General features: G+C 56.1%; 19 protein-coding genes. 11 read left to right on the forward strand and 8 right to left on the reverse strand.

Going from position 1 to position 19710, the window contains the following annotated elements; all coding sequences use genetic code 11:
* Positions 1-91: 91 nt before the first annotated feature.
* From J3P86_RS07420 to gcl, 3 genes are all read right to left on the reverse strand, one after another.
* Positions 92-982 (reverse strand): 2-hydroxy-3-oxopropionate reductase, encoded by an 891-nt coding sequence (locus J3P86_RS07420; protein WP_434699807.1) that lies wholly within the window; start codon positions 980-982, stop codon positions 92-94.
* A gap of 158 nt (positions 983-1140) precedes the next feature.
* Positions 1141-1923 carry a hydroxypyruvate isomerase gene (gene hyi, locus J3P86_RS07425; RefSeq protein ID WP_434699808.1) on the reverse strand — a complete coding sequence of 261 codons (783 nt, stop codon included), beginning with the start codon at positions 1921-1923 and terminating at the stop codon, positions 1141-1143.
* Between the two features lie 129 nt (positions 1924-2052).
* Positions 2053-3828, reverse strand: a complete 1776-nt coding sequence (gene gcl, locus J3P86_RS07430) for a glyoxylate carboligase (RefSeq protein WP_434699809.1) — start codon at positions 3826-3828, stop codon at positions 2053-2055.
* Positions 3829-4095: 267 nt separating this feature from the next.
* Between gcl and J3P86_RS07435 the strand changes: the two genes are divergently transcribed.
* A complete protein-coding gene (locus J3P86_RS07435; protein ID WP_434699810.1) occupies positions 4096-4536 on the forward strand; it encodes a GlcG/HbpS family heme-binding protein in 441 nt (146 codons plus the stop codon).
* A 209-nt stretch (positions 4537-4745) separates the two neighbouring features.
* A complete protein-coding gene (locus J3P86_RS07440) occupies positions 4746-5204 on the forward strand; it encodes an REP-associated tyrosine transposase (RefSeq protein WP_434699811.1) in 459 nt (152 codons plus the stop codon).
* A 133-nt stretch (positions 5205-5337) separates the two neighbouring features.
* Here the strand turns inward: J3P86_RS07440 and J3P86_RS07445 are convergent, their stop codons facing one another.
* Positions 5338-5946, reverse strand: coding sequence for a TetR/AcrR family transcriptional regulator (locus tag J3P86_RS07445; protein ID WP_198798355.1), 609 nt, complete (start codon positions 5944-5946; stop codon positions 5338-5340).
* 131 nt (positions 5947-6077) lie between these two features.
* Here J3P86_RS07445 and J3P86_RS07450 point away from each other — a divergent pair, with 131 nt between their 5' ends.
* The gene (locus tag J3P86_RS07450; RefSeq protein ID WP_434699812.1) at positions 6078-6992 is read left to right on the forward strand and encodes a DUF808 domain-containing protein; all 915 of its coding nucleotides are present in this window, start codon (positions 6078-6080) and stop codon (positions 6990-6992) included.
* A gap of 132 nt (positions 6993-7124) precedes the next feature.
* Here J3P86_RS07450 and J3P86_RS07455 read toward each other — a convergent pair whose 3' ends face one another.
* The gene (locus J3P86_RS07455; RefSeq protein ID WP_434699813.1) at positions 7125-7913 is read right to left on the reverse strand and encodes an MlaA family lipoprotein; all 789 of its coding nucleotides are present in this window, start codon (positions 7911-7913) and stop codon (positions 7125-7127) included.
* Entirely contained in the window at positions 7906-9204 is a 1299-nt protein-coding gene (locus tag J3P86_RS07460; protein ID WP_434695532.1) for a serine/threonine protein kinase, read from the reverse strand. Before J3P86_RS07460 ends, J3P86_RS07455 begins: the two co-directional genes overlap by 8 nt.
* 427 nt (positions 9205-9631) lie before the next feature.
* Here J3P86_RS07460 and J3P86_RS07465 point away from each other — a divergent pair, with 427 nt between their 5' ends.
* From J3P86_RS07465 to J3P86_RS07475, 3 genes are all read left to right on the forward strand, one after another.
* Positions 9632-10486 carry a glycine betaine ABC transporter substrate-binding protein gene (locus J3P86_RS07465; RefSeq protein ID WP_434699814.1) on the forward strand — a complete coding sequence of 285 codons (855 nt, stop codon included), beginning with the start codon at positions 9632-9634 and terminating at the stop codon, positions 10484-10486.
* A gap of 319 nt (positions 10487-10805) precedes the next feature.
* A complete protein-coding gene (locus tag J3P86_RS07470) occupies positions 10806-11117 on the forward strand; it encodes a DUF485 domain-containing protein (RefSeq protein ID WP_305496111.1) in 312 nt (103 codons plus the stop codon).
* The gene (locus J3P86_RS07475; protein ID WP_434569409.1) at positions 11114-12772 is read left to right on the forward strand and encodes a cation acetate symporter; all 1659 of its coding nucleotides are present in this window, start codon (positions 11114-11116) and stop codon (positions 12770-12772) included. The genes J3P86_RS07470 and J3P86_RS07475 overlap by 4 nt, the downstream gene beginning before the upstream one ends.
* A 96-nt stretch (positions 12773-12868) precedes the next feature.
* On the opposite strand, the gene asnB is transcribed toward J3P86_RS07475, so the two are convergent.
* A complete protein-coding gene (asnB, locus tag J3P86_RS07480) occupies positions 12869-14866 on the reverse strand; it encodes an asparagine synthase (glutamine-hydrolyzing) (RefSeq protein ID WP_434625273.1) in 1998 nt (665 codons plus the stop codon).
* Positions 14867-14919: 53 nt separating this feature from the next.
* On the reverse strand, positions 14920-15924 hold the full coding sequence (locus J3P86_RS07485) for a Rieske 2Fe-2S domain-containing protein (protein WP_434699815.1): 1005 nt from the start codon (positions 15922-15924) through the stop codon (positions 14920-14922).
* Positions 15925-16892: 968 nt separating this feature from the next.
* Between J3P86_RS07485 and J3P86_RS07490 the strand changes: the two genes are divergently transcribed.
* From J3P86_RS07490 to J3P86_RS07510, 5 genes are read left to right on the forward strand one after another with little or no spacing between them, the layout of a single operon-like run.
* Positions 16893-17159, forward strand: coding sequence for an acyl carrier protein (locus J3P86_RS07490; protein ID WP_434625269.1), 267 nt, complete (start codon positions 16893-16895; stop codon positions 17157-17159).
* Positions 17160-17165: 6 nt separating this feature from the next.
* Complete coding sequence (locus J3P86_RS07495; protein ID WP_434699816.1) at positions 17166-17915, forward strand: alpha/beta fold hydrolase; 750 nt, start codon at positions 17166-17168, stop codon at positions 17913-17915.
* Between the two features lie 31 nt (positions 17916-17946).
* Entirely contained in the window at positions 17947-18252 is a 306-nt protein-coding gene (locus J3P86_RS07500; protein ID WP_434625265.1) for a phosphopantetheine-binding protein, read from the forward strand.
* On the forward strand, positions 18249-18695 hold the full coding sequence (locus J3P86_RS07505; RefSeq protein WP_434699817.1) for a 3-hydroxyacyl-ACP dehydratase FabZ family protein: 447 nt from the start codon (positions 18249-18251) through the stop codon (positions 18693-18695). Before J3P86_RS07500 ends, J3P86_RS07505 begins: the two co-directional genes overlap by 4 nt.
* A complete protein-coding gene (locus J3P86_RS07510) occupies positions 18695-19693 on the forward strand; it encodes a beta-ketoacyl synthase N-terminal-like domain-containing protein (protein ID WP_434699818.1) in 999 nt (332 codons plus the stop codon). Before J3P86_RS07505 ends, J3P86_RS07510 begins: the two co-directional genes overlap by 1 nt.
* Positions 19694-19710 lie beyond the last annotated feature (17 nt).

A 19710-nucleotide genomic window follows, 5' to 3' on the forward strand; every position in this document is an offset into this window, starting at 1 on the left:
CCTGCTCGCGAAGGCGGTGTGTCAGTCAACGCTTGATTGGCAGGTTGACCGCCTTCGCGAGCGGGCTCGCTCCCACAGGGTGTCGGCTATGTCAGTTATCGCGAATCGAGAAATTGGCCATATGCTCCAGCCCCTTGATCAGCGCCGAGTGGTCCCAATTGCTGCCACCCATGGCCGCGCAGGTGCTGAACACTTGCTGGGCGTTGGCGGTGTTGGGCAGGTTGATGTTCAGCTCCCTGGCGCCTTGCAGGGCCAGGTTCAGGTCCTTCTGGTGCAGGCTGATGCGGAAGCCCGGGTCGAAGGTGCCCTTGATCATGCGCTCACCGTGTACTTCGAGGATCTTCGACGAGGCGAAACCGCCCATCAACGCTTCACGGACCTTGGCCGGGTCGGCGCCATTCTTCGAGGCGAACAGCAGGGCCTCGGCCACGGCCTGGATGTTCAGCGCGACGATGATCTGGTTCGCCACCTTGGCGGTCTGGCCATCGCCGTTGCCGCCCACCAGGGTGATGTTCTTGCCCATCGCCTGGAACAGTGGCAGCGCACGCTCGAACGCGGCGCTGTCGCCACCGACCATGATGCTCAGGGTCGCGGCCTTGGCGCCGACTTCACCGCCGGACACCGGGGCGTCGAGGTACTGCGCGCCTTTTTCATTGATCTTCGCCGCGAACGCCTTGGTGGCGGTGGGGGAGATCGAACTCATGTCGATCACCACCTTGCCCGCGCCCACGCCGGCCGCTACGCCGTCGGCGCGGAACAGCACGTCCTCGACCTGTGGGGTATCCGGGACCATGACGATGATGAATTCGGCCTCCTGGGCGACTTCCTTCGGGTTGGCCAGCGCCACCGCGCCGCCTGCCACGAGGTCGGCCGGGGCAGCGTCGTGATGCTGGGTCAGGAACAGGCTGTGACCGGCCTTTTGCAGGTTCAGTGCCATGGGGTGGCCCATGATGCCGGTGCCGATGAATCCGATTTTAGCCATGTGGAAAATCCTCTTGTTGTTATCGCTGCTTCAGCCGATGAAGAACTGCTTTTCTGTGGGAGCGAGCTTGCTCGCGATGACGGTTTCACCTTCACCGAAGAGGTTGGCTGGAACACCGCTATCGCGAGCAAGCTCGCTCCCACAAAGGGAGAGCTGGATCAGATCGCGTTATGGCTTTTCAACCAGCCCAGTCCCGCTTCGGTCGTGGTGAGCGGCTTGTATTCACAGCCGATCCAACCCTGATAACCAATGCGATCCAGGTGTTCGAACAGGAACCGATAATTGATCTCGCCGGTGCCGGGCTCGTTGCGGCCCGGGTTGTCCGCCAGTTGCACATGGTTGATTTCGCCCAGGTGCGCCGACAGCGTCCGGGCCAGGTCGCCTTCCATGATTTGCATGTGATAGATGTCGTATTGCAGGAACAGGTTGGCGCTGCCCACCTGTTCGCGGATCGACAGGGCCTGGGCGGTGTTGTTCAGGAAAAAACCCGGGATGTCGCGGGTGTTGATGGCTTCCATCACCAGCTTGATGCCGGCGCCCTGGAGCTTTTCGGCGGCGTACTTCAGGTTGGCGACGAAGGTTTTTTCCGCCAGCGCTTCGTCGCACTTCTGCGAACGGATCCCGGCCAGGCAATTGACCTGGGTGTTGCCCAACACCTTGGCATAGGCAATCGCCAGGTCGACCCCGGCGCGGAACTCCTCGACCCGATCCGGCAGGCAGGCGATACCGCGCTCACCCTTGGCCCAGTCGCCGGCCGGCAGGTTGAACAGCACTTGGGTCAGGCCATAGGCGTCGAGCAGGGCCTTGAGTTCGGCGGAGCTGTAGTCGTAGGGGAACAGGTACTCGACACCACTGAAACCGGCCTTGGCGGCCGCTTCGAAACGGGCGAGGAAATCCTGCTCGGTAAACAGCATGGACAGGTTGGCGGCGAAACGCGGCATGGTGGTCTCCTGTAAATAGTTGGCAGGCCTCCCTTGTGGGAGCGAGCCTGCTCGCGAAAGCGGTATGTCATTCAACATCAATAAAGGGTAGATCGCCTTCGCGAGCAGGCTCGCTTCCACAGGAGAAGGTCAGTCGAGCAATGAAATCGCGGTGGGTGCATCGTTGCCCACCAGCGCCAGGTCTTCAAATTCATTGACGGCGTTGATCTCGGTGCCCATGGAAATGTTGGTCACCCGCTCAAGGATGATCTCGACGATCACTGGCACCCTGAACTCTTCGATCATCTCCTGGGCCTTGCGCAGCGCTGGCTGGATACCTGACGGCTCGAACACCCGCAATGCCTTGCAACCCAGGCCCTCGGCCACGGCGACGTGGTCCACGCCATAACCGTTGAGCTCCGGGGCGTTGAGGTTGTCGAAGGACAGCTGCACGCAGTAGTCCATGTCGAAGCCGCGCTGAGCCTGGCGGATCAAGCCCAGGTAGGAGTTGTTCACCACGACATGGATGTAGGGCAGCTTGAATTGTGCGCCCACCGCCAGTTCTTCGATCATGAACTGGAAATCATAGTCGCCCGACAGCGCCACGACCTTGCGATCCGGATCGGCCTTGACCACTCCCAGCGCGGCCGGAATGGTCCAGCCCAGGGGACCGGCCTGGCCGCAGTTGATCCAGTGGCGTGGTTTGTAGACGTGGAGGAACTGCGCCCCGGCGATCTGCGATAGACCGATGGTGCTGACATAGCAGGTGTCCTTGCCGAACACCTGGTTCATTTCCTCATAGACGCGCTGCGGCTTCACCGGCACGTTGTCGAAATGGGTCTTGCGCTGCAGGCTGGCCTTGCGTTGCTGGCAATCCTGAAGCCAGGTGCTGCGGTTCTTCAGCTTGCCGGCGGCTTGCCATTCGCGGGCCACTTCGATGAACACGGTCAGGGCCGAGGCTGCGTCGGAAACGATACCCAGGTCGGGGGTGAACACCCGGCCGATCTGGGTCGGTTCGATGTCGACGTGAATGAATGTGCGGCCTTCGGTGTAGACGTCCACCGAACCGGTGTGGCGGTTGGCCCAACGGTTGCCGACGCCCAGCACGACGTCCGACTTGAGCAAGGTGGCGTTGCCGTAGCGGTGCGAGGTTTGCAGGCCGACCATGCCGACCATCAACGGATGATCGTCCGGGATCGTGCCCCAGCCCATCAAGGTCGGGATCACCGGGATGCCGGTGAGCTCGGCAAACTCCACCAAGAGGTCGCTGGCATCGGCATTGATGATGCCGCCACCCGCCACCAGCAATGGGCGCTCGGCCTGGTTCAGCATCGCCAAGGCCTTCTCGATCTGCACCCGGTTGGCGGCCGGCTTGGCCAGGGGCAGCGGCTGATAGGCGTCGATGTCGAATTCGATCTCGGCCATCTGCACGTCAAACGGCAAGTCGATCAGCACCGGGCCCGGACGGCCGGAGCGCATCTCGAAGAAAGCCTTCTGAAAGGCGTAGGGCACCTGTCCCGGCTCCAGCACGGTAGTCGCCCATTTGGTCACGGGCTTGACGATGCTGGTGATATCCACCGCCTGGAAATCTTCCTTGTGCATGCGGGCGCGGGGCGCTTGTCCGGTGATGCACAGGATCGGAATCGAGTCGGCCGAAGCGCTGTAGAGGCCAGTGACCATGTCAGTGCCCGCCGGCCCCGAAGTACCGATGCACACGCCGATGTTGCCGGCCTTGGTCCGGGTGTAGCCCTCGGCCATGTGCGAGGCGCCTTCAACGTGGCGAGCGAGGACATGATCGATGCCGCCAACCTTTTGCAGGGCAGAGTACAGCGGGTTGATCGCGGCACCCGGGATGCCGAAGGCGGTGTCCACGCCTTCACGGCGCATCACCAGGACGGCGGCTTCGATTGCTCTCATTTTGCTCATTGTTTTGTGCCTCTTACGTTTTGTAATTGTATACAAGTGGCTGTGGGTCGGAGTTTATTCACGGCAGACGGCTAAGGTCAATTGATTTTCTCAAGCAGCTGTTTGGTTCGTCAGATGCCAGATTTTGCTGATGCCTTTTGTCGTTTAAGACGGATAGTGAAAATTATTGTATACAAAAATTATGTTTGTTGTGTTCTATTTGCTGAATTCGGTTTTGCTGAAAGTAAAGCCTCGAGGCTCTCCCATGACTAAAGAAGGACAGCACCCATGAGCGATCTCACCTTGAAAATCGCCGTCAGCCTGGCGGGGCAAGCCCTTGCCGCAGGCCGCGAGATCAGCGCAGCCCCCTTGACCGTCGCGGTCCTGGACAGCGGCGGACACCTCGTAGCCTTGCAGCGCGAGGACGGCGCCAGCCTGTTGCGCCCGCAAATCGCCATCGGCAAGGCCTGGGGCGCCATCGCCCTGGGCAAAGGCTCACGCCTGCTCGCCCAGGACGCCCAGCAGCGCCCGGCGTTCTTTGCCGCTTTGAACGGCATGGGCCAAAGCAACATCGTGCCGGCACCGGGCGGAGTGTTGATCAGGGATCAGGACGGGAAGGTGCTGGGGGCGATTGGTGTCAGCGGGGATGTTTCGGATGTGGATGAGCAGGTGGCGGTCAGGGCGGTGGAGGTGTCGGGGTTGAGGGCGGATGTGGGGGTTGTTGTTTGATTATGTAGTGACTGGACTGGCGCCATCGCGAGCAAGCTCGCTCCCACAGGGTTGGGTGTTGGACACATAATTTAAGAAATGCGCAAATCCAATGTGGGAGCGAGCTTGCTCGCGATGACGATCTACCCGACACATCCTGCGAAGAGTCTGTCCGGCGTTCAAAATCCACTGGCCTAGCCTTTGATGACCTGATCATTGGAGGCGCAGGAATGTCTGACCTACCCGCTTCACACCGCTTGCGAACCGGCCGCTACGGTGAGTTGAATCGAATCTATTTATTGACCACTAACACGGCTGATCGAAAGCCCGTCTTCCATGATTTCGCTTTAGGCAGATTGGTCGTTGAACAATTTCGATGTGCTGAGGATAAACGATGGGCAAAGTCATTAGCCTGGGTGGTCATGCCGGACCATTTTCATTGGCTGGTTGAGTTGCAACAAAGCTCACTGAACGAGCTGATGCAAAAGACCAAGTCCTTGAGCGCTCGGGCAGTAAACATATCCACCGGCTATAGAGGCAGCCTTTGGCAGCCGGGATACCATGAACGAGCATTGAGGCAGGAGGATGGATTGATAGTTATGGCGCGCTATGTCGTCGCCAACCCACTGCGGGCAGGCCTGGTGAAGCGGCTTGGCGACTATCCGCTGTGGGATGCCATCTGGCTTTGACTTGAAACCGAGGCGTTGCCTTCGCGAGCAGGCTCGCTCCCACAAGGGATTCAGGTTGCTCGCAGATTCTGAATTCACAGCAAAACCCTGTGGGAGCGAGCCTGCTCGCGAAAGCGGCGACTCGCTCCAGAGCCTAGCGATCCACCTCACACCCCTTCAAAACCAACCGGATAATCGTCTGCGCCGCCGCTTCGTAATCCGCTTCGTCGAGCTTGGCCTTGCCGGTCACGGCGCTGATCTGCCAGTCGAAATCGGCGTAGGTCTGGGTGGCGGCCCAGATGCTGAACATCAGGTGGTTGGGGTCGATGGGGGCGATTTGGCCGCGGTCGATCCAGGTCTGGATGCAGTCGATGTTGTGCCGGGCCTGGGCGTTGAGTTGTTCGACCAGGTCGGCGCTGAGGTGCGGGGCGCCGTGCATGATTTCACTGGCGAAGACTTTCGAGGCGAAGGGCAGGTCGCGGGAGATGCGGATCTTGGAGCGGATGTAGTGGCTCAATACTTCGCCCGGCTCGCCGTCGGCGTTGAAGGGCGTGGAGGCCTGGAGGATCGGCTCGATGATGCTTTCCAGGACCTCGCGGTAGAGGTTCTCCTTGGATTTGAAGTAATAGTAGACGTTGGGTTTGGGCAGGCCCGCCTTGGCCGCGATGTCGCTGGTTTTGGTCGCGGCGAAGCCCTTGTCGGCAAACTCTTCGCTGGCGGCACGCAGGATCAGTTCTTTGTTGCGCTCGCGGATAGTGCTCATAAACCCTGGGGTTCCTTGCCGGTTCTGGCGGTGGCGCATGGTAGCACCGGCCTCGCGGGCCGCTCAAGAATGCCCCAAGGCGGCGCCGCTCGCGGTATGCTGCGCAGCATTATTGTTCAAGGAGCCCCTCCATGGCTGGAAGCAGTTTGCTGGTTTTGATCGACGACATCGCCACCGTGCTCGACGATGTGGCGCTGATGACCAAGATGGCCGCCAAGAAAACCGCCGGCGTGCTCGGCGACGACCTGGCGCTCAATGCCCAGCAAGTCTCCGGCGTGCGGGCCGAGCGGGAGCTGCCGGTGGTCTGGGCGGTGGCCAAGGGTTCCTTCATCAACAAGCTGATCCTGGTGCCGTCGGCGCTGGCAATCAGTGCCTTCGTGCCTTGGCTGGTGACACCCCTGTTGATGGTGGGTGGCGCCTACCTGTGTTTCGAAGGGTTCGAAAAACTCGCCCACAAGTTCCTTCACAGCAAGGCTGAAGACCAGGCCGGGCATGCGCAACTGGTGGAGGCGGTGGCCGACCCGGCGGTGGACCTGGTGACCTTCGAAAAGGACAAGATCAAAGGCGCGGTTCGCACCGACTTCATTCTCTCGGCGGAAATCATCGCCATCACCCTCGGCACTGTCGCCGATGCGCCGCTGACCCAGCAGGTTATCGTGCTGTCGGGCATTGCGATTGTCATGACTGTCGGCGTGTACGGCCTGGTGGCGGGGATCGTCAAGCTCGATGACCTGGGCTTGTGGCTGACCAAAAAGCCAGGGCAGGCCGCCAAAAGCATCGGCGGCGCCATCCTGCGCGCCGCGCCCTACATGATGAAAAGCCTGTCGGTGATCGGTACGGCGGCGATGTTCCTGGTGGGCGGCGGCATCCTGACCCATGGCGTACCGGCGGTGCATCACTGGATCGAAGGCGTGGCGGCTGGTGCCGGCGGCGCCGGGTTCATCGTGCCGATGCTGCTCAATGCGGTGGCGGGGATTGTCGCGGGTGCTGCCGTGTTGGCGGGTGTGCTCGTCGTGGGCAAAATCTGGAAAGCGCTGAAAGGCTGAGTCCGGCAACACAAAACAACTGTGGGAGCGAGCTTGCTCGCGATAGCGGTGTATCAGCCAATGCAAATGTAGCTGAACCGACGCCATCGCGAGCAAGCTCGCTCCCACAATGGGTTCTATGGTGTTCGCAAGTTACTCGGCGATCTGCAACTTGCGCGACTCGGTGTACACGTACCGCACCTTCTCATACTCGAACGGCGAGTTCAGCTGCCCGTAGCGGAAGCTGGTCTGGTAGCGCCTGTCCACGCCGCGCAACAGCAGCAGTTCCGGGTGGTTGGAGCTGACCTCCGAGACGTTCAGGAAGTTGATCGCCGATTCCGCGGTGTAGTCCACCAGCAGGCCCGAAGTGTCGCGCAGGTTCGAAGGACCGAAGATCGGCAGCACGAAATACGCGCCGCCGGGCACACCATAGAAACCCAGGGTCTGGCCAAAGTCCTCGCTCTGGCGCGGCAGGCCCATGGCCGTGGCCGGGTCCCAGAGGCCGGCGATGCCGACGGTGGTATTGAGGAGCAGGCGCGCCGTGGTTTCCATCGAACGCTTGCCCTTCAATTGCAGCAGGCTGTTCATCAGGTTCGGCACGTCCCCCAGGTTGTTGAAGAAATTGCTGACGCCGGTGCGCACGAAGGCCGGGGTGACGTAGCGGTAGCCGTCGACAACAGGGAGGAAGACCCATTCGTCAAAGCGGTAGTTGAAGTGGTAGACGCGGCGGTTCCACGATTCCAGCGGGTCGTAGACGTTCAAAGCGTTGAGCGTCGAGCGTTCGAATTCGCGCTGGTCCAGGCCCGGGTTGAACTTGAGTTTGGTCAGCGGCTCCTTGAAGCCGTCCGAATCCACCACCACGGGGGCATTGGCCTTGCTGTTATCGGCGTGGACCATGCCCGCACTCATTAACGCGGCGATAAGCAGGAGGTATTTAGCCACGGAAGAACTCCAGCATGGCGTCGCTGTTGACGCGATAGTTAAGGTTGCCGCAATGGCCGCCCAGTGGATAAACGGTCAGGCGGTCGCCAAAAGTCTTGCGCAGGAAGCCGAGGTCGCCCGGGCCGAGAATCACATCGTCGGCGTTGTGCATCACCGCGATTTTCGTGCTGGCCTGCAGATAATCCTTCAACGCGTACAGACTCACCTGGTCAACCAGTTGCAGCAGGCTGCCGCCGTCGGTGCGCGCACGCCACATCGGGATCACCTGCTCGGTGAGGTAGCAGTCGAAATCGCATTGCAGCGCGCGCTTGAGGAACGGCGTCAGGCTGGTGCTTTCAGTGATCGGGAACTTCGGCGGGATGATCAGGCCGCGACGGTTGATCAGGTCCGAGGTAAAGGCGATGTCGGCCGCCGAGAAACGGAACGAGGTGCCGATCAGCATCGCCATCTGCTCGTTGGTCAGGTGTTGCTTGGACTGCTGGAAGTCATAGAGCAGGGCGTCGTTGAGGTCGATGTAGCCTTTCTGCTGGAAGTAGCGGGTCAGTTTGTTCAGCACCAGTTCATAGAATGTCGTGGTGCTGTTGATGCCCTTGACCTCGGTCTGGACCAGCTTGTCCAGGTTGGTGATCGAGGTGTAGAGGTTCACCGGCGGGTTCAGCAACAGGACTTTCTTGAAGTTGAAACTGCGCCGGGTCTCGTCCAGGTGCGCAACGAAGGCCGCGTCCAGGGCGCCGAGGCTGTAGCCGGTCAGGTAGTACTCGGTGACGGGCACTTTCGGATTTTGCGCGCGCACGGCCTGCATCACGCGATACATGTCTTCGGCGTCTTCCTTGGTGATGCCTGGCGTGGCGAAGCGCGAAGCGGCACTCATGAAATCGAAACTGGTGGGCGAGGACAACTGCACCACGTGGTAGCCGGCCTTGTAGTAGAGGCGCTTCAAATACTCGTTGAGCGTGCTGTCATACCGCGCGCCGGTGCCCGCGATCAGGAAGATCAGCGGCGCGGGTTTGTCCTGGGTGGCCATGCGGTAGGTGAGGCTTTTCACCGGCCAGAAATTGTCCGGCAGGATGAATTCGCGCTCCGGACGCAGGGTCAGGCTCTGGTCCGACTGGTTGATGTCCTCATTGAGCGGCAGCTCCGGGCGCAGGTCCGGCGGCGTGGTGGCGATGGTCGCCTCGAACGGGTTGGTCAAGGGGTAGCCATAGCTGGCGGCGTCGACATCCACCGCCAGCGCGGACGCACTCAGGATAAGGCCGCCGGCGAAGGCAGCGAAGCGCAAGGAACGGAGCATGTCTGGATCCCTTAGAGGAAGGTGCCGAATGAAGTTCGCAGCCTATGACCACCGAAGTGAAGCCAAGTGCCATGACGGCTGCAAAACAAGCGCGGACGGGTCGCGATAGTAGCGGGACGATACACGGTGAGGCGTGGTGACCGCTAGTGACCTGGCGGCTCGCCTGGTTCAGGCATGCAAGATTTGATCGAAATCCGCGGTCTGAAACGCCCGGAATGGCTTGCTGGCTTTCTGATGTCGTTTCTCGCTGCCTCAGCGTCGCAGACAGAGCAGGTTCCAGATCGGCGCAGGTTGATGATCAGCCTGTCAGTACTCCACTGGCGTTCGAACCGGTTTGCAGGTGAGCGTGATGGGGGCGCTGTGCACCATAACAATACGTTGACGCTGCTCGGCATCCGTCGGGCGCAGCACTTTCGGGGAAGTAACGATGAAGATGCGACGACTCTTGGGCGCAGGTGCCGCACTGGTACTGGCGATCAGCTCCACCCTGGCCAGCGCCGAAACCAAAACCCTGAGCATTGGTTATGTCGACGGCTGGTCCGACAGCGTCGCGACCACCCATGTGGCGGCCGAAGTGATCAAGCAGAAACTCGGTTATGACGTGAAGCTGCAAGCGGTGGCGACCGGGATCATGTGGCAGGGCGTGGCCACCGGCAAGCTCGATGCAATGCTTTCGGCCTGGCTGCCGGTGACTCACGGTGACTACTGGACGAAAAACAAGGACAACGTGGTCGACTACGGCCCGAACTTCAAGGACGCCAAGATCGGCCTGATCGTGCCAGAGTACGTCAAGGCCAAGTCGCTGGAAGACCTCAAGACCGACGATTCCTTCAAGAAACGCATCGTCGGCATCGACGCCGGTTCAGGCGTGATGCTCAAGACCGAACAGGCGATCAAGGACTACGACCTGACCGGTTATCAACTCAAGGCCAGTTCCGGCGCCGGCATGATCGCCGAGCTGACCCGTGCCGAGAAGAAACAAGAGTCCATCGCCGTCACCGGTTGGGTGCCGCACTGGATGTTCGCCAAGTGGAAACTGCGCTTCCTGGAAGATCCGAAGGGTGTCTACGGCGCGGCTGAAACCGTAAACAGCATCGGCAGCAAAGGCCTGGAAGCCAAGGCGCCGGGAGTGGTCGCGTTCCTGAAGAAGTTCCAGTGGGCCTCGAAAGACGAAATCGGTGAAGTCATGCTGGCGATCCAGGAAGGCGCCAAGCCGGACGCCGCCGCCAAGGATTGGGTTGCCAAGCACCCGGACCGCGTGAAGGAGTGGACCGGCAAGTAATCGGCCTGGTCTGACTGTTCCGAAAAACCGCATGAGTTGTTCATGCGGTTTTTTTGTGCCCGTGATTCCTCAATTCGACGCACCCCTGTGGGAGCGAGCCTGCTCGCGAAGCGATCTGCCAGCTGACCCTGCATTTGACCCGCAAGCAGCTTTCGCGAGCAGGCTCGCTCCCACAGGAGGGCAGGGGCACTTGCGAAAATATCCGGGAAACTGGCAAAACCGTCATGTCGTTCTAATACTAAGGTCGTCTGGAACCTGGCCTTGAGCCGCATAGAGTAGGCTCGTTCCAACTTAAATCTGTGCTGCGAGGATAAAAACAATGAACGACAGCATTTACCTCTCGATACAAAACAGCCCGCGCTTCAAGGAGCTGGTGAGTAAAAGGGAAAAGTTCGCCTGGATTCTCTCGGCGATCATGCTAGGGCTTTACTCGGGATTCATCCTTCTGATTGCCTACGGGCCGCATATTCTCGGCGCCAAGATCACGCCTGAGGGAACGATCACCTGGGGCATTCCCATCGGGATCGGCCTGATTCTCTCGGCTTTTGTCCTGACCGGCATTTACGTACGACGCGCCAATGGCGAGTTCGACGACCTGAACAATGCGATTCTCAAGGAGGCTCAGCAATGATCCGGCGTCTACTGGCTCTTTTGAGCATCGCTGCGTTCGCACCGAGCGTCTGGGCGGCTGATGCCGTGGCGGGGGCTGTGCAGAAACAACCCCTCAACGTCGCGGCTATCCTGATGTTCGTGGCCTTCGTCGGCGCGACTCTGTACATCACCTACTGGGCGTCCAAGAAAAACAACTCGGCGGCCGACTACTATGCGGCTGGCGGCAAGATCACCGGCTTCCAGAACGGCCTGGCGATTGCCGGCGACTACATGTCGGCGGCTTCCTTCCTGGGTATTTCCGCGCTGGTGTTCACGTCCGGTTATGACGGCCTGATCTACTCCATCGGCTTCCTGGTGGGCTGGCCGATCATTCTGTTCCTGATCGCCGAGCGTCTGCGCAACCTAGGTAAATACACCTTCGCCGACGTGGCGTCCTATCGCCTCGGGCAAACCCAGATCCGCAGCCTGTCGGCTTGCGGTTCGCTGGTGGTGGTGGCGTTCTACCTGATCGCGCAAATGGTCGGTGCCGGCAAGCTGATCCAGCTGCTGTTCGGCCTGGACTACCACGTTGCGGTGATCCTGGTCGGTATCCTGATGTGCCTCTACGTGCTGTTCGGCGGCATGCTGGCCACCACCTGGGTACAAATCATCAAGGCCGTGCTGTTGCTGTCGGGTGCTTCGTTCATGGCGCTGATGGTGATGAAGCACGTCAACTTCGACTTCAACATGCTGTTTGCCGAAGCGGTCAAGGTTCACCCTAAAGGTGAAGCGATCATGAGCCCTGGCGGCCTGGTGAAGGATCCGATCTCGGCCTTCTCCCTCGGCCTGGCGCTGATGTTCGGTACCGCTGGCCTGCCACATATCCTGATGCGCTTCTTCACCGTTAGCGACGCCAAGGAAGCTCGCAAGAGCGTGCTGTATGCCACCGGCTTCATCGGCTACTTCTACATCCTGACCTTCATCATCGGCTTCGGCGCGATCCTGCTGGTCAGCACCAACCCGGCCTTCAAGGACGCGGCAGGTGCCTTGCTGGGCGGCAACAACATGGCGGCGGTGCATCTGTCCAACGCGGTTGGCGGCAGCATCTTCCTGGGCTTCATCTCGGCGGTGGCGTTCGCGACCATCCTGGCGGTGGTAGCGGGGCTGACCCTGGCCGGTGCCTCGGCGGTGTCCCATGACCTGTACGCCAGCGTGATCAAGAAAGGCAAGGCCAACGAGAAGGATGAGATTCGGGTTTCGAAAATCACCACCATCTGTCTGGCGGTGCTGGCGATCGGCCTGGGCATCCTGTTCGAGAAGCAGAACATCGCGTTCATGGTGGGCCTGGCGTTCTCCATCGCGGCGAGCTGCAACTTCCCGGTACTGCTGCTTTCGATGTACTGGAAGAAGCTGACTACCCGTGGCGCGATGATCGGCGGCTGGCTGGGCCTGGTCAGTGCCGTGGGCCTGATGGTGCTCGGTCCGACCATCTGGGTGCAGATCATGGGTCACGAGAAGGCGATCTTCCCGTACGAATACCCAGCGCTGTTCTCGATGGCCATTGCGTTCGTCGGCATCTGGTTCTTCTCCATCACCGACAAGTCGGCTGAAGGCGCTAACGAGCGGGCGCTGTTCTTCCCGCAGTTCGTGCGTTCGCAGACGGGTCTGGGGGCGAGTGGGGCGGTTAATCACTGAGGCAGCGGCAAGCTGAAGGCATCAAGTTAAAGCGTTGTGTTTAAAGAAATACCCCGGTCGAGAGGCCGGGGTATTTTTTTGTCCGCACGGATGGGCTTATGGAATCATCATCGGAGGCGCTCGATGGCGCGATACAGGGACGTCATTTTGCGCTTTACGAGACCTGGTCGCTTTACTTGACTCCAACCACGTATCGAGATTCTGAACGTACTGGTTGTCAAGGATCTGTACGGTCAGAACATAAAGCAGGATGTTGTTGAGCCTCTCTCGAAGGTGTCGTGGCACCACGCGCGTTTTCACCAGCTTGAGCATCAGTCGAATGGAAAATGCTGAAAATATCCCGCTGGTCTTGATCGCTTGAGGCGTTAGATAGGTGTCGACCAGCTTGGCCATTTTTTCTGACCTTCCGGCGTCGACCCAAATGGGAGGCGTGATGTAGGGCCACTTCTTGCGAGCATAGACTTCATCCGTAATGTCATTTTTGACCAGCTCACGAAGAATGTATTTTTCTACACCGTCTTTGATCTTCAGCGTGTTCGGCAGCTTGCACGCCCAGTCGAACAAATGATGATCCAAAAAAGGAGTTCGACCTTCAAGGGAGTGAGCCATTTCCTGGCGATCCCCAAGATTGGACAGAATGAAGGGGGACAGCAAACCCTTGATGCTGAACATCTGCATCTTATTGACCGGTTCAAGCGGGTCGGTCTGCGCTTTGTCGATACGTTGTGTTAAACGGCTTATCGGCGATGTAGTGCGCAATATCGGCCGCTTGCACTTGGCGAAGAGATTGTGCAGAAACGCCTGAGTACTGGTAGAAAAAAGATCAATCATCTCGACCTGAGGAACGAACCCGAAGGTTCGATTGATCCGTTGTTCCGAGCGGTTTTGCGCTCTTGTGGGCTTCTTCGGCGCGCGCCGATAGGCGTGACTCGATAACCCCTCGTTGCGGTCCTTGAAGTAGGCATAGCCTAGAAACAGTTCGTCTGAGCCCTCCCCCGTCAGGACGCAGGTGACATGCTGGGCTGCTAGTTTGGATAACAGGTATTTGCCGACGCCGTTGTAATTGACTGCCGGGGTTTCACTGAACCAGAGGCAATCCTCAAGGTTACCCAGCAGGTCGTCTTCGCTGCATTGAATTTTATGGAAGTTGGCGCCAATTTTCGCGGCCATGCGCATTGCAATGGCTGCTTCGTCATAGTCCTCATCTTCATTGAAGGAAATGGAAAAAACTTCGGGTGGCGACGGCAGGATTTTCGCGGCGATCGCAGCGACCGCCGCCGAATCCAGGCCACCGCTGAGATAAATGCCCACGGGCACGTCCGCTCGAAGCCTTAGTGAGATGGATTCCTCAAGTCTTTGCTTCAGTTCTGCCAATACCTGAGCTTCATCGTGCCGTTTGGCATCAAAGGCATCAGGTAGCAGGTCTGGTTCCCAGTACACATGGCTTTCGAGACTTGAGCGCTCAAGGTCGATGGTGATCAACGTAGCAGGCTTCACCACATTGATATTTTCAAAAATACTGTCCATTGGCACAAAGCTGAGCATGTCGCGAATAGCAACGACATCTAGCTTTGGAGCAAGAATGCCAGCCGCGAAAAGGGCCTTGGCTTCCGAGGCGAAGGCTATCTTCAGGCCACAGGTTTGATCCAGATGATAGTACAACGGCTTAATACCAAAACGGTCTCGGCAGATATGCAGTTTTCGTTGAGTTCGGTCAAATAGTATGAACGCAAATTCGCCCCGCAGGGAGCTGGTAAAATCGATCCCATCACGTTCATAAAGATGAAGAATGACTTCAGAATCCGAACATGAGGAAAATGAATAACCCTCTTCGATCAACTCGGCTCTTAACCGGTCGTGATCATAGATCTCGCCATTACAAACAAGGACCTTGTTGCCGTCTTTGCTGAACAGTGGCTGACCACCATTATCAAGATCGATAATGGACAGTCGGGTATGACCCAGAACGAGTTTTTCCTCATGATCAAAGTAGGAGCTACGTCCATCAGGACCCCTGTGGTGCAAAGCGTCTAGCGCACGCTCCACATAATGAGTATCGATGTCAAAACCAAGGGATGAGAAAATACCGCACATAACGTTCGCGCCAATTTTTAATGAGGAAGGGCAGTCTCGATGAGCCCGGGTTACTAGCGATCGCCTAAATAAATACGTTCAAGCATTTTTCTGTGCACAACCAGAGGCTTGTCATATTTTCCTAGCCTGGTGCCGTTCAGTGCATAGGGAAGATGAGCAAGACGCTCGGAGAATTTACCGTCTGCTTCAAATTCTTTTTTTATGAATTTCAAGACAAAGCGTTTAAGGTTCTTTTGAAGGAAAGCAGATTTCTTATCCTCCGCTTTTCCAAAGACGAAGCTGTAGAGGGTAGTGCGCTGCGCACTGTTTGGAACAAAGAATATGGTGGTTTTGATCCGCCCGCCAATAGATGCGGCGGTTTCCCGACGCGTGACCCAGGACTCGTAGGTACTGCGAACTGGATTAAAAAACGTAATAAACCGGTTGTGGGAGATATCCCCTGGCTGAACACCGGTAAGGAACATTAGCGGAAATTTTCGAATGGGACCTCGGTAATAGTTATTGGTGCTGTCATCGAACTGTTCAAATTCGTATTCGACGTGCTTTGCGCCTTCCCGGTCCCAACCGAACGTTTGATGTACATACGGAAAATGCTCATCTTCAGAGAAATTATCCAGGGCAACGTGTAAGGGACACTTGAAGACAACGGGGAACTGTCCCAAAAATACGTAATCAGGATCTTCAAACTCAGGAGGAGGAGAGGCTTCCTGTCCTCCTACCCAAATGACGCCATGGCGTTGCACCGTCTTTAATACAGGAATCGTGCATGTTTTTACTTTTGGACAGGAAGGAATGGCGCCTTTGCCGTCTTTATCGAAGGTCCAGCCGTGGTAAGGACATTCTATCGAACCGTTGGGTAAAACAGTTCCCATTGACAGGGGAGTAAATCGATGAGGGCACCGATCAGGCATGGCTACGATTTCGTTTTCCGCCCCCCTGAAAAGCACAATCTTGAAATCACCAATTTCGACCTGAACGGGTGAATTACGCAATTTCTTTTCATCAAGAACAGGATGGAAATACTGGGAAATTTTACTCCAGGAAAAATCAACAGCCATCTCAATTCTCCATAATTGATGCTCTGCTTACAGCCGGATTTAGATGCAAAAGAAGCCTGAAAAATGGCCGTGATCCATATCGGCCGCGGCAGAGAGTAGACGTAAATTGACATTTGACGCAACACTCTAGCTGGAAAAAATTCACCCCTTCCTAAAACAAACCAAGAAAAACAGTGAGTTCCCAGGATCGGAAATTTCAGCGGTCGTGGCTCTTGTGAAAAACACATAACCTGCTGATTTTAAAAGGCTATTTCCTGGTTATGTATGATTCAAGCACGATCGTACAAAAAACGAAGGAGCGTTAGGATAAATTCGCTCTTTCGCCCCCGCGCTGTAGGGAACAGGGACATTAGGAGAATACGAAACCATAAATTTTTGTTGCAAAATCGATCTCTGGATGATTAGGCTAGATAGCAACTCAAGCCTTTGCTGCTCGATGGCACGTTGCAGCAATGGACACTGTCAAGGTCAGGCTTTTGGTTTGATTGATGCTGATGATTCAGGCAGTAAGCTCTATCAAGGAATGATAAGGACATGCTTCGATGAATGGATGCAAAATTCGCAATAATCCTCTACCTAACTACTCGCTCGGAAATGGCGGGTGTGCGGTATCGTTTAAAAAATTTTCATCCTATCGCCGCCAGGCACAACGAACCGTTGCCTCTCCGAGTGGTCGATTCAATTGCAAAACTGATCGTGCCTTAATAATCCAAGCGCGGGCGAGTGCCACCTGTTCGAAAGACTGTGAGTCGTAAACTCTACTTAGCCAAGCAAATCTAAATGAACTCATAAATACCAACCCCAGGCTGGCGGAACAGCATGATGAAGGTTTTGGTATCGGCTGAGTATCCCGGGGCACGGAGTATTCTCGCTGGCTCTTATTAAACCAGCGGCTAAGATATGTGGAAAATCTATTCGCTTGATTGCCGGCCGTCGTGTTAGACGAGTTTTGCTTTGGACTAATTACCATGAGAATTACAGATATGAACACGGCTCAAGTCAAAGAGGAGTTACATCACCTATGGAGAGAGTTGCTCCCCTCGCAGAGCTTCGATGAAGACTCAGATTTTCTAAGTGTCGGTGGCAGTTCATTAAAGGTCATGAGTCTTTTCGTAAAGTGTATGAAGAAATTTGGTGTGAAGATGGAAGTCAAAAATTTTTACGCATTGAATACTATCAATAGGCAAAGCGCTTTCATTACAAGCGAGTTGCAGCTTGAAGCACAGCTTGAGTAGGAAAGTATGCACAGTCCGATTGCGGTCGTCACCGCTCCAAAAATCCCCAAGGCATATAAATCTCTATTTGAAAAAGCCGAGCAGGACCGGCTTTTAGTGGGGGACCTCGAAGTGAGGCTGTATCGCTGGCCCGGCGAACGTACTGTGTTATGCCTCCACGGTTCCAATGGCAATTCGGCTCAGTTTGGAAAGCTGATTTCCAAGTTGACTGAAGTGGGTCATGGCGTTATTGCGGTAGATATACCATCCCACGATGCGCAGGGTCGTTTTATCCCGTCCAACAATATCGGGTTCAGCCTCCTCGCCCTGCAAAAAAAATACGGCGAAATCTATGCGGTGGTCGCGCATTCCATGGCGTGCAGCTGGGCACTGTGGGCGATGAGGAACGGATTACACGTCCAACGTGTGGTCTGCTTGTCCCCCGCTGCGACTCAGGAATATGTCTTCAAGCGGTTCCTCGCGCTTCAGGCTGACCGGGGTGTTTGCATGGATGACCTGGAGCAAGAAATATCATCGTCATTCGGCAGTTCATGGAGGGAGGAGTATTCGACGATCAACCTATGCCAATTCCTGACGCTAGATGCGCTGATCTATCACGATCGCGATGATCCGGTAATTGAATTCGAACAAGGTGGCGAGCAACTTGCGGAACGTTGGGTCGGCGCCTTGTTTCGAGCGACGAATGGGCAAGGACACTCTGGGTTTTTTAGGAGTGAAACGATAATGGAAGAAGTTAAGAGTTTTATTGTTTCGTAAATAAACATTAATAAATAATGGAGATGGCAAAATGGAAGCTGATGTGACCAAAGAGGCGCTGTACAGCAATATTGAACGAATCATTTTGCAGTACTGCGATGCGGCGGATCTGGGTATTACCGGTATCGATCCCGACGTCAGTCTGACCCAAGAGCTAGGCGTTGACAGTGTTGACTTCCTCGATATCGTTTTTGAGATCGAAGATACCTATAAAATTCAGTTTCCACTTGAGCAATGGTCGGCGGATGTGCCTGACGGTAAAAAAAATGAATCCAAGATGTGCGATTTCGTGGATGCAGTTTACGCACTAATAGTGCCGAAATTGGTTGAGGCATGAATTTCGAAGTTAACGCGTTGGTCGATAAGGTTGTGGACGTTTCTGAATGGGAACGTATTACCTGTCGCAGCACGGTGCCAACACAGGCCCCTCTCTTTGAGGGGCATTTTCCAGGTAACCCAATCGTTCCAGGCGTGTTGCTGGTGGAGATGATGGCTCAAGCGAGTGGTTATCTTTATATGTTGTCATCGGGTTTTCAGCGGATGCCTTACCTGGTAAATATCAAAAGCGCGAAGTTTAAGCGGTTTGTCTCGCCAGGTGAGGTGCTTGACGTGAAGTCGCAGTTAACTCATCAAGGAGACGGTTATTTGGTTTTCAAAGCCAGTATTAGCGCGCCGTTGATGGTGGCCAACGCCGAGCTCATGTTGAAACTAATGGATTTTCCTAATGACGTTCTCAAGGAAAGTGTTGTCAGTTCGGTAAAGTCGGCGAGGGGTGAGTGATGAATAACAGCGCCTTTATTCTGGGTGTCGGCGGAGTCTCCAACTTGGGATGTTTACAGGCCCGCGATCCATGGATGGCTTTTTCGCCGCTCCTTATCGGCACGAGCAAAGTCAGCGCGTCTGAATTCCCGGTGAGTAGATATATTACTAAACAGCGTGATATCAACTCTATGGGTTTGGGACAAAAAATGTTGGTCTGTGCCGCAGGCTTGGCATTGGAGGACGCACGCTTGCTGGGCAGCGATCTTACAAGCTATGACATTTTTATGGCTTCGAAAATCGGTGAACGAAATAAGGATGTCGATGCCGCTATTATACAAGGGGCTAAAATCGGTACGCTCGACATCAACGCCGAGTTGAGCCGTTTACGGCCTACCCATTTCCTTGCTGAACTACCGAATTTGTATTCAGCTAACATTTCGATAGTGTTTGGTGCTAAAGGCGAGAGCGTAACGTTCGTCGGAGAAGCGTCTGCTTCGGTACAAGCGGTGACGCATGCTATCGAGAAACTCTCGAGTGGGCAGGCGCACCATTCTATCGTAGGGGGCGTGTTCAACGGTGATCAGGAAATTCACGATGAGTACGTTGCCTCAATAAACCATTGTGGATCAACGCCCATCGTATTCGGCAGCGCAGCGACTTGTATGGTACTCGGATCGGTACCGACCGACGCGATAGCCGGTATTTCACGACTTGAGCGCTTTGATCTGAAGAACTTAGCCGAGATTATTATCGAGAATGAAGTGTCGGCCGTTTCGGCAAGTTTTCATCCCGGCATCAGTCCTCCTGCATATTGGTTCCCTGAAGGCGTTGGGATTGTAGGCGTCAATATCGCCGATTATTTCGGCAGTCTATTTGAATCGACATTGCCCACTCAAGTCCTGTTTTCATTGTTGCATTTTAAGCCAATGCTGCAGTTGCAACGCCGCAAGCGAATACTACTGATAACCCAAGTAGGAAGAGCACATTTCGAAGCATTTCTCGTGGATGTTTTATAGTCGGACAGCATTCGGAA

The organism is Pseudomonas sp. D1-1 (assembly GCF_051132225.1).
Taxonomy (GTDB): domain Bacteria; phylum Pseudomonadota; class Gammaproteobacteria; order Pseudomonadales; family Pseudomonadaceae; genus Aquipseudomonas.

Bases quoted from the DNA above. Each gene is read 5' to 3' on its own strand.
- J3P86_RS07420 (WP_434699807.1), bottom strand. From the start codon at position 982: ATGGCTAAAATCGGATTCATCGGCACCGGCATCATGGGCCACCCCATG.
- hyi (WP_434699808.1), bottom strand. From the start codon at position 1,923: ATGCCGCGTTTCGCCGCCAACCTGTCCATGCTGTTTACCGAGCAGGAT.
- gcl (WP_434699809.1), bottom strand. From the start codon at position 3,828: ATGAGCAAAATGAGAGCAATCGAAGCCGCCGTCCTGGTGATGCGCCGT.
- J3P86_RS07435 (WP_434699810.1), top strand. From the start codon at position 4,096: ATGAGCGATCTCACCTTGAAAATCGCCGTCAGCCTGGCGGGGCAAGCC.
- J3P86_RS07440 (WP_434699811.1), top strand. From the start codon at position 4,746: ATGTCTGACCTACCCGCTTCACACCGCTTGCGAACCGGCCGCTACGGT.
- J3P86_RS07445 (WP_198798355.1), bottom strand. From the start codon at position 5,946: ATGAGCACTATCCGCGAGCGCAACAAAGAACTGATCCTGCGTGCCGCC.
- J3P86_RS07450 (WP_434699812.1), top strand. From the start codon at position 6,078: ATGGCTGGAAGCAGTTTGCTGGTTTTGATCGACGACATCGCCACCGTG.
- J3P86_RS07460 (WP_434695532.1), bottom strand. From the start codon at position 9,204: ATGCTCCGTTCCTTGCGCTTCGCTGCCTTCGCCGGCGGCCTTATCCTG.
- J3P86_RS07465 (WP_434699814.1), top strand. From the start codon at position 9,632: ATGAAGATGCGACGACTCTTGGGCGCAGGTGCCGCACTGGTACTGGCG.
- J3P86_RS07470 (WP_305496111.1), top strand. From the start codon at position 10,806: ATGAACGACAGCATTTACCTCTCGATACAAAACAGCCCGCGCTTCAAG.
- J3P86_RS07475 (WP_434569409.1), top strand. From the start codon at position 11,114: ATGATCCGGCGTCTACTGGCTCTTTTGAGCATCGCTGCGTTCGCACCG.
- asnB (WP_434625273.1), bottom strand. From the start codon at position 14,866: ATGTGCGGTATTTTCTCATCCCTTGGTTTTGACATCGATACTCATTAT.
- J3P86_RS07485 (WP_434699815.1), bottom strand. From the start codon at position 15,924: ATGGCTGTTGATTTTTCCTGGAGTAAAATTTCCCAGTATTTCCATCCT.
- J3P86_RS07490 (WP_434625269.1), top strand. From the start codon at position 16,893: ATGAGAATTACAGATATGAACACGGCTCAAGTCAAAGAGGAGTTACAT.
- J3P86_RS07495 (WP_434699816.1), top strand. From the start codon at position 17,166: ATGCACAGTCCGATTGCGGTCGTCACCGCTCCAAAAATCCCCAAGGCA.
- J3P86_RS07500 (WP_434625265.1), top strand. From the start codon at position 17,947: ATGGAAGCTGATGTGACCAAAGAGGCGCTGTACAGCAATATTGAACGA.
- J3P86_RS07505 (WP_434699817.1), top strand. From the start codon at position 18,249: ATGAATTTCGAAGTTAACGCGTTGGTCGATAAGGTTGTGGACGTTTCT.
- J3P86_RS07510 (WP_434699818.1), top strand. From the start codon at position 18,695: ATGAATAACAGCGCCTTTATTCTGGGTGTCGGCGGAGTCTCCAACTTG.